This is a genomic window from Streptomyces pacificus (assembly GCF_011766325.1).
Taxonomy (GTDB): Bacteria; Actinomycetota; Actinomycetes; order Streptomycetales; family Streptomycetaceae; genus Streptomyces; species Streptomyces pacificus.
In genome coordinates this window covers 107,336-121,297 of sequence record NZ_BLLG01000010.1, presented here as the reverse complement: position 1 = coordinate 121,297, position 13,962 = coordinate 107,336, and the positions used below count along the sequence as shown (strand labels likewise).

The 13,962-nt window shown below is 74.3% G+C and carries 13 protein-coding genes; 8 read left to right on the top strand and 5 right to left on the bottom strand.

Going from position 1 to position 13,962, the window contains the following annotated elements; translation table 11 throughout:
- Window positions 1-144 precede the first annotated feature (144 nt).
- On the bottom strand, window positions 145-645 hold the full coding sequence (locus SCWH03_RS17825) for a MarR family transcriptional regulator (protein ID WP_173265251.1): 501 nt from the start codon (window positions 643-645) through the stop codon (window positions 145-147).
- A gap of 336 nt (window positions 646-981) precedes the next feature.
- Here SCWH03_RS17825 and SCWH03_RS17820 point away from each other — a divergent pair, with 336 nt between their 5' ends.
- The 3 genes from SCWH03_RS17820 (at window position 982) to SCWH03_RS17810 (ending at window position 3,022) form a co-directional block, all read left to right on the top strand.
- Window positions 982-1,275 carry a DUF5133 domain-containing protein gene (locus SCWH03_RS17820; protein ID WP_254076820.1) on the top strand — a complete coding sequence of 98 codons (294 nt, stop codon included), beginning with the start codon at window positions 982-984 and terminating at the stop codon, window positions 1,273-1,275.
- Between the two features lie 348 nt (window positions 1,276-1,623).
- On the top strand, window positions 1,624-2,079 hold the full coding sequence (locus SCWH03_RS17815) for a BlaI/MecI/CopY family transcriptional regulator (protein ID WP_173265250.1): 456 nt from the start codon (window positions 1,624-1,626) through the stop codon (window positions 2,077-2,079).
- 4 nt (window positions 2,080-2,083) lie between these two features.
- Complete coding sequence (locus SCWH03_RS17810; protein ID WP_173265249.1) at window positions 2,084-3,022, top strand: M56 family metallopeptidase; 939 nt, start codon at window positions 2,084-2,086, stop codon at window positions 3,020-3,022.
- Between the two features lie 118 nt (window positions 3,023-3,140).
- On the opposite strand, the gene SCWH03_RS17805 is transcribed toward SCWH03_RS17810, so the two are convergent.
- Window positions 3,141-4,133, bottom strand: coding sequence for a sporulation protein (locus SCWH03_RS17805; RefSeq protein ID WP_173265248.1), 993 nt, complete (start codon window positions 4,131-4,133; stop codon window positions 3,141-3,143).
- A 417-nt stretch (window positions 4,134-4,550) separates the two neighbouring features.
- Between SCWH03_RS17805 and SCWH03_RS17800 the strand changes: the two genes are divergently transcribed.
- Window positions 4,551-5,882, top strand: coding sequence for a hemolysin family protein (locus tag SCWH03_RS17800; protein ID WP_173265247.1), 1,332 nt, complete (start codon window positions 4,551-4,553; stop codon window positions 5,880-5,882).
- A complete protein-coding gene (locus tag SCWH03_RS17795) occupies window positions 5,879-6,904 on the top strand; it encodes a hemolysin family protein (protein WP_173265246.1) in 1,026 nt (341 codons plus the stop codon). The genes SCWH03_RS17800 and SCWH03_RS17795 overlap by 4 nt, the downstream gene beginning before the upstream one ends.
- Before the next feature lie 203 nt (window positions 6,905-7,107).
- Here the strand turns inward: SCWH03_RS17795 and SCWH03_RS17790 are convergent, their stop codons facing one another.
- From SCWH03_RS17790 to SCWH03_RS17780, 3 genes are all read right to left on the bottom strand, one after another.
- Window positions 7,108-8,562, bottom strand: coding sequence for a PepSY-associated TM helix domain-containing protein (locus SCWH03_RS17790; protein ID WP_173265245.1), 1,455 nt, complete (start codon window positions 8,560-8,562; stop codon window positions 7,108-7,110).
- 153 nt (window positions 8,563-8,715) lie between these two features.
- Window positions 8,716-9,417, bottom strand: a complete 702-nt coding sequence (locus SCWH03_RS17785; RefSeq protein WP_254076819.1) for a hypothetical protein — start codon at window positions 9,415-9,417, stop codon at window positions 8,716-8,718.
- A 540-nt stretch (window positions 9,418-9,957) separates the two neighbouring features.
- Window positions 9,958-10,173 (bottom strand): hypothetical protein, encoded by a 216-nt coding sequence (locus SCWH03_RS17780; RefSeq protein ID WP_173265244.1) that lies wholly within the window; start codon window positions 10,171-10,173, stop codon window positions 9,958-9,960.
- 458 nt (window positions 10,174-10,631) lie between these two features.
- Here SCWH03_RS17780 and SCWH03_RS17775 point away from each other — a divergent pair, with 458 nt between their 5' ends.
- From SCWH03_RS17775 to SCWH03_RS17765, 3 genes are read left to right on the top strand one after another with little or no spacing between them, the layout of a single operon-like run.
- Window positions 10,632-10,868 carry a hypothetical protein gene (locus tag SCWH03_RS17775; protein ID WP_173265243.1) on the top strand — a complete coding sequence of 79 codons (237 nt, stop codon included), beginning with the start codon at window positions 10,632-10,634 and terminating at the stop codon, window positions 10,866-10,868.
- Entirely contained in the window at window positions 10,868-13,132 is a 2,265-nt protein-coding gene (locus SCWH03_RS17770) for a heavy metal translocating P-type ATPase (protein ID WP_173265242.1), read from the top strand. The genes SCWH03_RS17775 and SCWH03_RS17770 overlap by 1 nt, the downstream gene beginning before the upstream one ends.
- Window positions 13,129-13,803: a copper chaperone PCu(A)C gene (locus tag SCWH03_RS17765; protein WP_173265241.1), complete on the top strand. Its 675-nt coding sequence runs from the start codon at window positions 13,129-13,131 to the stop codon at window positions 13,801-13,803. The genes SCWH03_RS17770 and SCWH03_RS17765 overlap by 4 nt, the downstream gene beginning before the upstream one ends.
- Window positions 13,804-13,962 lie beyond the last annotated feature (159 nt).

Below are 13,962 nucleotides of genomic sequence, written 5' to 3'. Positions count from 1 at the left end.
GACACCCGGTGCGGCCGGGGTGGAGAACGCCCGGCCGCACGGGGGCCGTTCGCGCGCGGGCCGACGGCGCGGGCGCAGGGCGGGACGGGTGCAGGGCGCGGGCGCCGGGCGCGGGCGCCGGGCGCGGGCGCGGGGCGGCGGCTGTCAGGCGGAACGGGCGTCGTCGGCCGGTCGCAGCCCCGGTGCGCTGCCCGTCTCCCCGAGCGCGTCGCGGAAACCGGCGAGCCCTACGAGCAGCGCCCTGGCCGCGGCCGGTGTCATCCCCTCGATCACTTCGAGCAGCGAGGTGCCCCGCCGGCCGCGCAACTCCTGGAGATAGGTCCGTCCATGGCTGGTCAGATGCAGTTCCAGCTCGCGTCTGCTCACCTGGCTGGGCAGTCGCCGGACGAAGCCGAGCGCCTCGAGCCGGTCGCAGAGCCGGCTGACGGAGGGCGGGGCCGATTCCAGCAGTTCGCCGAGGGTCCGGAGGTTGATCCCCTCGTCGCGTTCGAGGGTGTAGAGCACACGGAGCTGCGACGCCGAGACCGGCGCGTACGGCACCTCGCGGCCCCGGGTCCACAGGGCCTCGAGGAGCCGGACGAACTCGTGGCCCACCACCCGGTCCTCGTACCGCCGAGGCCGGGAAGCAGACTGGTTCGCATCCATACCGTCCGACACTCCGAATCGGTCGCCCTCGTCTTGCGGGCCGTCACACCGCCGCGGGTCCGGAGGAAAGCCGTCCCCGTCACCGCAACCATATCTTTCTACCGCCACGGGCACCCGGGATCGCGGTGCATCCGCCCGGTGACGGGTGCACCGACGGGTCCCGCCCAGGGCGCAGCCGACCGAGCCGGCGGAATCCCCGAACCGCGGTGCCCCGGACCGTACCGACATACGGGCGACCTTGTGGTGTGGTGCGAGGGACGCCTGAAATGCCGTGCATGAGGTGGTGGATTCGGGGCACATGGTGAGCACATCAGAAGAAGGGTGGACGCTGTGCTGATGCCGGACCCCAAGGTGCTTCGGAGCCTCCTGGCGCGTTACGCGGACCTGCGCATTGCCGCACCGAGGAACGACGAGAGCCGCCGTGCTCTGGACGACGTGACCTACACGCTGTGCGTGATGACGGCCACGGGCACCATCGGGGACGCGCTCGAGCGGGCCGACGCGCTTCTGGCGGAGGCGGCCGTCACGGCCCCGGTGCCCGCGCCCGCCACCGGTGCCCCGGCGCAGGGCACCGCACCGAACCCGGCCACACCGCCCGGGGAGGGCAGCGGCGTCACCCTGGTCGCGTGAGCCACGCCCCTTCGCACGGTGCCACCCCAGGGGCGAACGGTGCCCGCCGGCCGTTCGCCCCTGGGGCTGCCGCGCTTGCGTCAGCCGCTGGTTCCCCGCGGAGCCACCGGGGTGCCCGCGCGTTGCCCGGGCGGTGCCCCCGGGCGGTTCTCGCCGTGAGCCGTGAGTCGTGGGCCGTGAGTCGTGGGCCGTGAGTCGTGGGCCGTGAGCGGCCTCACATGTCCGGTGCCGGGCGGTTCCCGTGATGCGCCGACGCCGCTGACGTCGGTCTGCCGGCCCCGCGCCGCGACTCGCCGCAGTCAGTACGATGAGGCCGCGCGGGCGGGATGACGCCGGAGGGAGGCGGAGTTGGACGACCGGGGAACGGCCGGCTCGCTCCCGGCGGGCGGCGGGCGCCGTCGCGGACAGGGCGAACTGGAGGCGCAGGTGCTGTCCGTGCTGAGGACCGCGCCGGGTCCCGTCACCGCCGCCTGGGTGCAAAAGCACCTGCCCGGGGCACTCGCGTACACCACGGTCATGACCATCCTGTCCCGGTTGCGGGCCAAGAACGCCGTCACGCGGCAGCGGGACGGCCGGTCGTTCGCCTGGGAGGCGACCGCGGACCAGGCGGGTCTCGCCGCCCTGCGCATGCGCCGCGTCCTCGACGGCGAGCGCGACCGGGAAGCGGTGCTCACCAGCTTCGTCACCTCCCTCTCCCGCGAGGACGAGCAGGTGCTGCGCGAATTGCTCGACCACGCGAACGTCGACCACGCGGACGTCGACCACGCGGACGTCGACCACGCGGACGACGGTCCAGCGGAGTGACCGGGTGGGCCTCTTCGTCTTCCTGCCCCTGGTGCTGCCGCTGACGGCGTGGCCGATCGCGCGTCTGGCCGAGCAGCATCTGCACCCCCGAACGGCCACCCGTCTCCTGTCCGGCGTCGGCGCCCTGCTGGCCCTGTGCAGCACCCTGTGCCTCGCCCTGATCATGGTGGTGGGTACCGCCCAGTTGCCCGGGAATCCGCTGCCGGACAGCTGGTCCGATCCCGAGGTGCGCGAGGCGGTGCCGTACGACGGGGTCGCGGGCAGGGCGGCGATCCCCGCGCTGGCCGCCGTCGCCGTGGCCGCCGGCCACACGCTGCTGCGGCACCGCCGCGTCCGCCGCCGGGCCGAACGCGCCCTGGAGGGGCTCCCGCCGTCCTCGGTCGTCGTGCTCCCCGACGAGGCGCCGTACGCCTACGCCCTGCCCGGCGGCCGGGGGCCGACGCGGGGCAGGGTCGTGGCATCCGCCGGCATGCTGGCCCGCCTCGACTCCCGGGAGCGCCGGGCCCTGTTCGCGCACGAGCGCGCACATCTCGCCGCCGGGCACCACCGCCACCTCCTCGCGGCCCGGCTGGCCGCCCGCGTCAACCCCTTTCTGCGCCCCCTGGACACCGCCGTCGTCTACTGCGCTGAGCGATGGGCGGACGAAGAGGCCGCCGGAGCGATCGGCAGCCGCCGCGTGATGGCCCGGGCGGTGGGAAAGGCGGCCATGGCCTCCCGGGGCGCGCCGTCCGCAGCGCCGACCGGATTCGCCACGGGACCGGTGCCCCGGCGCGTCGCCGCCCTGCTGGGGCCCGTCCCGCCCGCCCGGACCTGGCCGCCCGCCTTCACTGCGGCGGGCGTCGCGCTGTGGACGGCCGCCGCGGGGGCCGCGGCGTCGGCGCTGTCGTCGGCGAACTCGGCCGTGGCGCTGTTCCTGGTCCTGAAGGCCGCGACGCCGCTGTAGGCCGGGGCCGCCGCGGCGGCCCCGGCAGCTCCCCCAGCCCCCGCCCCGGTCGGTCACCGCCAGGTCCCGGCAGTCTCGTCGCCCGTCGCCAGCCGTCGCCAGCCGTCGCCGGGCGACGTCAGTCGTCGTCGCCCGCTTCCTCCTCGTCCTCCTCGAAGGCGTCGCCGATCTCGTCCACGATCTCCGCACCGATGATGCCCGCGCCGACCCCCACGGCGAGGCCGGCCGCGCCGGCGGCGATCGCGGTGCCCGCGCCGGGGCCGCGGTGCCCGCCGTGGTGGTGGCTCCCGTGCCCGGTCTCGTCGACGAGGCCGTGGGACCCGTGCCCGGCGTGGGAGGGGCCGTGCTCCAGCAGCTGGTTCAGCCAGGCGCCGACCCTGGCGTTCCAGTCCGTGTGGCCGGCCTCCTCGTGGGTGACGGTGTGGCGGGTGAGCGTGTCATGGCCGCCACCGTAGAGCGCGTCGCGGCGGTCGGCCTCCAGGAGCACCTCCATACCGCCGGGGCCCGCGATGAAGGTCACCTCGACCTCGTTGACCGCGTGGGCGTGGTGCGGGGGCGGGGTGAGTTCGATCTCCTGGTAGAAGGGCAGCTGCTGCGCCGTGCCCCGGCAGTGCCCGTACTCGACGTCGGCGGACCGGAAACCGAAGCCGAGCTGTCCGAACGCCTCCAGGATCGCTTCCTGGACGGGGAGCGGCCGTACGGCGAGCACATCCAGATCGCCCTTGTCCCGGGCGCCGGCCACCGCGATGCCGGTGCGCACACCGAGGACGACGCCGAGGGCCTGCCCGTGCAGTTCGGTCACCGGCGTCTCCCAGGGCACGGTCACCGAGAAGGGGACCGTGTGCTGTACCCCCGCCTCGAGCCGGAAGCCGCCACCGACCGTGAACCGCTCGAAGGCGACCTCTCCCTCGTGCTCCCCGTCATCGGTCTCGGCTTCGACCCGGGCGACGAACTCCAGGGTGATGTGCTCGATGTCGAAGGCGGCGTCTCCGCCCTCGAGGCGGACCTCGCCGGTGAGGCTCCCGCCGGGCGGGACCGCTCCGGGGGAGAGGACCGTGTCCACGGCGGGGCCGCCGACGCCGATCGAGCCGAGCAGTCGCTTGAACACCATCGTGGCGTTCACTCCTTCATGTACGGGGAGGTTCTACGGGAAGCGGCGGAGCCGCGCGTGCGGGCGGTCCGGGCCCGGGAGCACCCTCGCCGCCCGGGAACATCCCGTACCGCCCTGGCGTTGTCTACACGCATGTAGAAGCATAGGAGCGGAGCCCCTGCCGGGGGCCGCGTATCAGCGCGGCCGAACCGGATTGGCCGAAAAGTCCTCATGGATGGCCAGTGCCACGGGAATGGTCAGGTGCTTTACCGGTCCTTTACCATGGTGTGGCGGGTACCGTCCCGACCACGAGAAGCCACCAGGGCCGACCCGGCCCGCCGAGTCACGAAGGAGCAGCAGACCCGCAATGGGTGAACCTCCCAGTCCCAGCCGTGCCCCGTCCCGCCCGCCGTTCTCCGAGGGCCGGGAGGTGGCACGGTGACCGAAGTGCTCCTGCTGCTCGTCGCCCTGGCGCTCACGCTCGGCTGCGCGGTCTTCGTCGCGGCCGAGTTCTCCCTCACCACCGTCGAACGCGGTGAGCTGGAACGTGCCGCCCGGGCCGGCGACCGGGGCGCCGAGAGCGCCCTCAAGGCCGTGAAGCGCCTCACCCTCCAGCTGTCCGGTGCCCAGCTGGGCATCACCGTGACCTCGCTGCTGATCGGTATGCTCGCGGAGCCTTCGGTGTCCGCCCTGCTGCGCGGCCCGCTCCAGTCGGCGGGACTGCCCTCGGGCGCCGTGCCGACCGTGTCCACCCTCCTCGGCGTCGCGCTCTCGACCGTCGTCCTGATGGTGGTCGGCGAACTCGTGCCGAAGAACTGGGCGATCTCCCGCCCGCTGGCCGTGGCCAGGGTGGTGGCCGGGCCCCAGCGCGGCTTCACCGCCGCGTTCGGACCGCTCATCCACCACCTGAACAACACGGCGAACCGCATGGTGCGCCGCTTCGGGCTGGAGCCCGCGGAGGAGCTGGCGTCGGCCAGGACCCCCGAGGAACTGATCGCCCTCGCCCGGCACTCGGCGCGCGAGGGCGCGATCGAGGCCGACTCGGCCGAGCTGTTCGTGCGCACCCTGCACCTGGGCGAACTGACCGCGGAGAACGTCATGACGCCCCGCGTCGACGTGCGCGCCCTGGAGATGCGGGCCACCGCGGCCGACGCGGCGAACCTCACCCTCGCCACCGGCCTCTCCCGCTTCCCGGTCTACCGGGACAGCCTCGACGAGGTCATCGGCACGGTGCACATCCGCGACGTCCTCGCCCTGGACGAGGACAAGCGGCCGCTCACCCCGATAGCCGGCCTGGCCACCGCACCCCTGCTGGTGCCGCACTCCCTGCCCGTGGACAAGCTCCTCGGCCGGCTGCGCAAGGCGCGCACCATGGCAGTGATCATCGACGAGTACGGGGGCACCGCCGGTGTCGCCACGGTCGAGGACATCGTCGAGGAGGTCGTCGGCGAGGTCCGCGACGAGCACGACCCCCTTGAGACGCCCGACCTGGAGCCGGCCGAGCCCGCGCTCGACGGCCGCCGGGTATGGGACGCCGACGGAAGCGTGCGCATCGACCAGCTCCAGGAGATCGGCTTCACCGCGCCCGACGGCCCGTACGAGACCCTGGCCGGGCTGGTCGCCGCCCGACTGGAGCGCATCCCGGCCGCCGCCGACCACCTCGACATCGACGGCTGGCAGTTGGCGGTGCTGCGCACCGAGCACCACCGCGCCGACCGCGTCCGCCTCACCGCCCCCGCCGCGGCCCAGAGCGTGGAGGAGATCCGATGACCACCCTCCAACTGCTGATCGGCGCGTTCACCCTCGTCACCAACGCCTTCTTCGTCGGTGCCGAGTTCGCCCTGATCTCCGTGCGCCGCAGCCAGATCGAGCCGGCCGCCATACGGGGCAACCGCCGCGCCAGGACCACCCTGTGGGGCATCGAGCACCTGTCCGCGATGATGGCCACCGCCCAGCTCGGCATCACCGTGTCGTCGCTGGTGCTCGGCGCGGTCGCCGAGCCGGCGATCGCCCATCTCCTGGAACCCCCGTTCCAGGCCATCGGCGTGCCCGACGCGCTGATCCACCCCATCGCCTTCGTCATCGCGCTGACCCTGGCGACGTATCTGCACATGCTCCTCGGCGAGATGGTGCCGAAGAACATCGCCCTCGCCGCCCCGGTGCCGACCGCGCTGCTCCTCGGCCCGCCGCTGGTGGCGCTGACCCGGGCACTGCGACCGGTGATCTTCGGCATCAACGCCTTCGCCAACACCCTGCTCCGTCTGCTGCGGGTCGAGCCGAAGGACGAGGTGGCCTCGGTCTTCACCGACGACGAGCTGGCCCGCCTGGTCAAGGACTCCAGCGAGGCCGGACTCCTGGAGCCGGAGGACGGCCAGCGGCTGCAGGATGCGCTGGAGCTGGGCACCCGGCCGGTCGGCGAGGCGATGGTGCCGCTCAACAAGATGCTCACCGTCGACGCCGGCATCACCCCCCAGGGGCTGGAGCGGGCTTCCGTCGCCAACCGGTTCTCCCGTCTCCCGGTGGTCGCGGAGGGCGGCGCGATCCTGGGCTATCTCCACATCAAGGACGCCCTCGGCGCAGCCGACCGCACGAAGCCGTTCCCGCGGACGGCCCTCCACCCCATCATCAAGGTCGCCATCGACTCCCCCCTGGACGACACCCTGACGGCCATGCGGGGCGCCGGCACCCATCTCGCCGCCGTCACCGGCTCCAAGGGCACGGTCATCGGGTTCGTCACCATGGAGGACGTGCTGGAGGAACTGGTGGGCCCGGCCCCCGACGCGCTCGTCTGATCCGTGCGCGCCGCCGGCCGCCGCCCCGCCCTCCCGGGCGGGGCGGCGGCCGGCTGCTCCGCCCGGTCTCCGCGGGGCGAAGGGGTGCCGCGCCGAGGAGGGGCGCCGAGTGCGCGGGTGCGCGGGTGGCCCCGGGAGTACGGGTGCACGGGCCGCGGGGCCCGGCCGGGGGAGGACACGGCCGCCCCGCCCTCCCCCGGCGGTCACGCCGTCCGGCGCCTCCGCACGAGACCCACCGCGATGTCCACGACGACGAACCCGAGCAGCGTCACACCCAGCAGCGGCAGCGCCCATCCGAGGGCCACGGCGGCCGGGACGCCGACGATCAGCACCGGAAGGGGAAGCCGGCGCCAGGCGCCGCGGGCGGGCGCCCTTCCGAACGGCGCACTGCGGTCCGACCGGGTGGGGCGCCGCTGCCACCACATGCGGTACCCCAAGACGATCATCACCATCAGGCCGATCGCGACGGCGGCGAGCACGATCTGGTTGACGATGCCGAAGAGGACTCCCATGTGTCCCTGGACGCCCAGCTTGCTGAGCTTCGCGAGGAGCGGGTAGTCACCCCACCGGGCCTGGGCCGTGACCTCGCCCTGGTCGACGTCGACCGCGACCTGGTCGTAGTGGACGGGCCAGACGTTGTCGCCCTGGGCCACCACCCAGGCGCCGGACGCGTCCGCGGGCGGCGTGATGTCGACGGTGCCGCCCAGCCCCGCCTGACGGGCCACCCTGAGCGCCGCGTCGAAGTCCCCCGGGTCGGCGTCGGCTTCCTCGGCGCCGGCCGCGGCTCCACCGTGGCCGGCATGTCCGGCGTGCTCGTCCTCCGCGGGCGGAGTGGCGCCGGGCAGAAGGGTGTCGAGTTCCGGTGCGTGTCCCTTCGCCGCGTCGAGGAGGCGTCCGAAGCGCTCGCCCGCGTACTGGGACCAGGTCAGGCCGGTGGCGCTGAGGAAGAACAGGGCGATCGCCAGCCACACGCCGGCCGCCGCGTGCCGGCTTCGGGTGCGGCGCACGCCCCGGGCCGTCCGGTCGGGCAGCAGCACACCGCGGACCGACTTCGCGCGCAGGCCCCGGCTGCGGCCCAGCCACAGGACGAGACCGCCGGCGACGACCACCCACAGCCAGCTGGCGGCGATCTCCGAGTACAGGCGCCCGGTCTCCCCCAGGTGGAGGTTGCGGTGCACGTCGTCGAGCCAGGTCGTGAGCGGAGTCGAACCCCACCAGGTGGTCAGCTCGCCCTGCACCTCCGCGGTGTAGGGGTCCACGAAGACGGTGCGCTGCCTGTCGGCCAACTCGGGCACCGACAGCACCACGCGGGTGGTGTCCTCCGGCCCGGACGGGGTGGTCACCGAGGCCAGCGTGCCCTCGGGGTGCGCGGACCGGGCTGCCGCGATCTGCTCGGCGAGCGGCCGCCGGGCCTCACCGACCTGCCCGACGGTCAGTTTGTCGCCGTAGACGAGCTGGTCGAGCTGCGGGGTGAGGGTGTAGAGCAGGCCCGTCAGGGCGGCCACGAAGAGGAACGGGGCGACGAAGACCCCGGCGTAGAAGTGCATGCGGACCAGCAGGGCGCGGACGCCCTGCCAGGAGCGCCCGGTGGCGCCCGGTTCCGGTGCGGCGGGCCGCTGGTCGTCGTCCTGCGGCTGTCTGTGGACGGTTGATGTCATGTGTGGGATCCCCAAGTGCTGCGCGCCGGGGTACGGCGCGTCCGGTGGCGAACGGGGAGGCTGCGAACCGAGGGCTGTGGACCCGGGTCGTGGGCCGAAGGCTTGCGAACCCGCCCCGGGGCGGTGCGCCGTGACCGCCGGGGACGTCGGCGGTCAGGCCGGAGCGAGGAGGGGAGGACCGCGCCGTGGATGGCAGCGGGTGAGCGCCCCCGTCCGGAGGCGGTGTTCGTCCGCCGCCGGAACCGGGGAGGCGGGGTGAGCCGGCAGCGGAAACGATTCCGCGCAGTGGTGGCGGAGCCCGGACCACAGCAGCGCCCGGAGCCGGCGGAGCAGTCGCTCCCCGAACACCAGGCACAGCGCCGTGCCGAGGGTCGCCAGCGCATGGCCCGCCGTCATCGCGGTGGTGAGGGAATGACCGGCCGCGTCGGCGGACGCGAGACCGCTGCCGAGCGCCCCTTGGGGCGAGTCCGTTCCGGCTGCCGGACCGCCGCTCGGGACAGGGCCGTGCGGTATGCCGCGTGCCCCGGGGAACGTGCCCGCGCCCGCGTGCCGGCTGTGCGGGGCGGGCGAGGCGGGCGAGGCGGGCGAGAGGGGCCGGGAGGACAGCAGAGGGAAGACGATGTGCAGGGCGAACTGGACCGCGCCGAGCGACAGCACGGCGGCGTCGAACCTGCGCCGCGGGCCCGCGAGAGCGGTGCCGAGGACCGTCAGGACACCGAAGACCGCCAGCAGAGCGCCCGCGTCAGGAAGCCGGCCGCCGGCCGCGGCGTGTGCCGCGGTGCCCACCAGGAGGGAGGCACAGGCGCAGAGCAGACCGCTTCCGGTCCGCCTCAGCCAGCTTCCCGGTCCGCGCACCCGCACAAGGTACCGACACCGCATGTGTGTGCGGAACCGGGTGCTCCGATCTCCTCACTGCCGGGAGCGGGGACATCCGCGGTCTGTGCGCAGCCGGTTGCCGACGGCCTGCCGTGTCGCCCGCGGTGTCCGGCGGTCGTTGGCGGCCGAGGGGATGTGTGCCACATCACAGAACGGGGGTTCGGTGGTCCGGTAGTTCGGTGGTCCTGCTGTTCGATGATCTGGCGGTTCGGCAGTTCGGCGGTTCGGCGGTCTGGCGGTCTGGCGGTCCCGCTGTTCGGAGTGCCGGCGGGCCGGTGGTCCGGCGGCCCCGGCCGTCCGCAGGGCCTGGAGCCGCCGACGGCGGGCGGAGCGCACCGGCAGCGCGACACCGCTCCGGCGTGTGCCGCCGGCCGTGCGGCGCTCCCGCGCCGGGTCGCGCGACCCGGCGCCGCAACGGCCGCAACGGCCGCAACGGGTGCGACGGGTGCGGGGCGGAGCGGCCGGAGCCCGGGGCGGGCCGATGCGCGCTCCGGGCTCCGGGCCGGTGGGCCGTGGTCGTCAGGACAGGGCGATCCCGTCGAGTTTGCCGTTCTTGGCGTCGTCGACCAGTGAGGAGAACTGGTCGGCGCTCATCTGCACGCGCTGGCCGAAGTCGTCGGTCAGCACGACGCGGCGCTCCACCGGGGCGCCCGGGTCGACGAACAGCTGGGGGCAGCCGCAGTCGCACTTCCCGCAGAACGCCGCAACGGGCTCCAGCCCGCTGATGTCGGTCATGCTTTCCACCTCCAGGAGTGCGGTGCACCGACGGGTCTCCCGCCGGCGGCCGCATGGACTGCCCCCGGGATACCCTGTGCGGCGCCCCGTGAAGCCTGTCCGCACCGGCGGTCGGCGCCCGCTGCGCGATTCGGGTGCGCCGCTGCCCGGTAGCTGCCGCCACCGCCTGCGCTCCGTGGGTGGATCCGGGAGGCGGGAACGGCCGGAATCCGCCTGGTCAAAGGGGGGTGCCCGGTGCTGAGCCGGTCCCCGGGAGGCACGGGCGCGTCCGGCCCGGCCCAGATCCTGATGTTCCGTCAGTATCGGATCCGGGAGGAGGGTCTTCTGTGTGACCCATGTCACGCGACAGCTCCGGGAACCCTACCCCCCCTGGGTACGACACCTGGAGCGTACGGTGGACCGGACCGTCCCCGTACCCACCCGATCAGGCCGTTCGTACGCGACAGAGGGACCCGGTGATGGACGACTCCCGACAGGCAGCGCCCGGGGTGAAGACGGCGCTTCGAAAGACGCTGCCGCCGCCCGCGCTGTGCGGCTTCCTCCTGCTGCTGGCCCTGGTCTTCGCGGGCTCCCACGCGCTCGGGGAGCGCGTGGGTCCCGTGGCCCCGGGCATGCACGCCACCCCGTCCGGTGGTGGCGCCGACGGCGAAGGGGCACACGGCGGTACGGGGCACGGCGGCGGGGTGGGCCACTGATGGGCACCGCGGCCGAGGCACTCGTCACCACGGATCTGACCGTGGGCGGAATGACCTGCGCGGCCTGTGTACGGCGTGTCGAGAAGCGCCTCGGCAGGCTCGACGGCGTCACGGCGACCGTCAACCTGGCCACGGGCACGGCCCGGGTGAGCCATCCGCCCGCGGTCGGGCCGGCCGAACTGGTCGCCGCGGTCGAGGGTGCCGGCTACACGGCCGCACTCCCGGCGCCGCCCGAACCGCAGGAGAAGGGGGAACCGCGGGAAGCGGACGAGGAGAGCGAGGACACGCGGCGGGAGCGCGACCGACTGGTGGTCACCGCACTCCTCGCGGTGCCGGTGCTCGTGCTGTCGATGGTGCCGGCCTGGCAGTTCCGCAACTGGCAGTGGCTGTGCTTCGCGCTCGCGGCGCCGGTCGCCCTGTGGGGCGCCTGGCCCTTCCACGTCCGGGCACTGCGCGGACTGCGGCACTCCGCCGCCACCATGGACACCCTGGTGTCGCTGGGAGTGGTCGCGTCCTTCTCGTGGTCGGTGTACGCGCTCTTCCTCGGCGGCGCGGGAGAGCCGGGCATGACCATGCCGTTCACCCTGCTGCCGGCGGCCTCGGACGGTACGGCACACCTGTATCTCGAGGCGGCCGTCGGGGTGCCCCTCTTCGTCATGGCGGGGCGGTTCCTCGAGGCGCGGGCCCGTCGCGGAACCGGAGCCGCGCTGCGGTCCCTGGCCAGGCTCGCCGTCAAGGAGGTCTCGGTCCGGGACGGCACCGGCGAACGACTGGTCCCGATCGAGGAGCTGCGGGTCGGACAGGTCTTCGTGGTGCGTCCAGGGGAGCGCGTCGCCACCGACGGCGAGGTGGTCGAGGGCAGCTCGGCGGTGGACCTGGCGCTTGTCACGGGGGAAAGCGAGCCGGTCGAGATCGGACCGGGCTCGCCCGTGGTGGGCGGCGCGGTCAACGCGGGCGGGCTGCTGCTGGTGCGGGCCACGGCCGTCGGAGCCGACACCCGGCTCGCCAGGATCACCCGCATGGTCACCGACGCCCAGGCGGGCAAGGCCAGGGCGCAGCGGCTGGCCGACTCGGTGTCGGGCGTGTTCGTGCCGGTCGTCCTCTCCCTCGCGGTCACCGCCCTCGGCTTCTGGCTCGGGGCGGGCGCCGATCCGCAGGCCGCCGTCACCGCGAGCGTGGCGGTCCTCGTCGTGGCCTGCCCCTGCGCACTCGGGCTCGCGACACCGACCGCGCTGATGGCGGCGACCGGCCGCGGAGCGCAACTGGGCGTCCTGGTCGGCGGGCCCAGGGCGCTGGAGGGCCTGCGGCACGTCGACACCGTCGTCCTGGACAAGACCGGCACGCTCACCACCGGGCGGATGACCGTCGCCCGTGTGACGATCGCCGCGGACGGGCTGGGGCTCGAAGAGGTGCTCCGGCTGGCCGGCGCCGTCGAACAGGGCTCGGAGCATCCACTGGGCCGGGCGGTCGTCTCGTATGCGCGCAGGGCGGCGCCCGAACGGCCGCTGCCCGAGGTGGGCGGTTTCACGGCCGTGGCCGGACGGGGAGTACGGGGCCGGGTCGACGGCCGACTGGTCGAGGTGGTGGCGCCCGACGGTGAACTGCCCGAGCCGCTGGCCGAGGCGCTGCTGACGGCGGGGAGCACCACCCACACCCCGGTCCTGGTCCGCGTGGACGGAAGGCCCGAGGCCCTCGTCGAGGTCGGTGACGTGGTGCGGGCCGGGAGCTTCCGTGCCGTGGAGAGGCTGCGGCGGCTGGGCGTGGAACCGGTGCTCGCCACCGGCGACCGGGAGGCGCCGGCGCGCAGTGTCGCGGCGGAACTGGGCATCGAGACCGTGCACGCCCGGTGCACCCCCGAGGGCAAGGCCGCGCTGGTGCGGCGGCTGCGGGAGGAGGGCAGACGGGTCGCGGTGGTCGGCGACGGGATCAACGACGCCGCCGCGCTGGCCGGGGCGGACCTCGGAATCGCCATGGGAAGCGGTACCGACGCGGCGATCGGGGCGGCCGATGTGACCCTGGTGCGCGGTGACATCGAGGCCCTCGCGGACGCCGTGCGGTTGGCCGGGCGCACCCTGGGCACGATCCGGGCCAATCTGGTGTGGGCCTTCGGGTACAACGCCGTGACCGTGCCACTCGCCCTGGTGGGGCTGCTCAATCCGATGCTCGCGGCGGTGGCCATGTCGGTGAGTTCGCTCCTCGTGGTCGGCAACAGTCTGCGTCTGCGCGCCTGGCAGCCGTCGAAGGCGAAGGGCCGCAGGCGATGACGGACGCGGCGGACAGGGCGGACGAGACGGTGGACGACGCGGCGGACAGGGCGGACGAGACGGTGGGCACGGTGGACGAGGCGATGAGGGGGAAGCCGGCTGAGGGCGGCAAGGCCGCACGGGAGGGGACGCCTCCGCAGCAGGAGGAGGCGGCCCGGCAGGGGAAGGCGGCGAAGAGGAGGCGCCGGCTCGTCGACGCGTTGCCGGCCGTGCTTGCGCCGCTCGCCGCGTCCGCCATCGCCCTGGGCGGTCTCACCACCTGGGTCGGCACGGGCCACGCCGGCTCCCCGGCCCGGATCGACGTGGTGCCGGGGCGGGTCTATCTGCCGTACGGGGACGGCCGGGAGACCGCGGCGTATTTCGACATCGCCAACTCCGGCGGTTCCGGTGACCGGTTGACCGGAGCCACCTCGCCGTCCGCCCTGGGGGAGATCACGCTGACCCGCCATCGCGTCACCGAGGCGGGCGGGGCGTACCGGGACTCGGTGGCGTCGACGGCTGTTCCGGCAGGCGGCGAACTGTCCATGTCTCCCCACGGGGTGAGTCTCACCCTGCTGCCGAAGGATGGCCTCCAGCCCGGCGACATCGTGCCGTTCACCCTGCGGTTCGAGCATCGGGGGCCGGTCAGCACCGTCGCCGTGGTGGTCCGCCCGGTCTCCTCCTCCCTCTGACCTCCGCGGTCCCTTTCCGGCGGTCGGCACGCGGCTCCGGCCGGACCCCGCCAGGACACGGTGCGAGGCGACCGCCAGTGGTGCGGTGCCGACGGTGCCGACGGTGTCGGCGTTGCCGGCGGTGCCGAGGCATGGGTGGTGTGCGGATGCGCCCTGCCG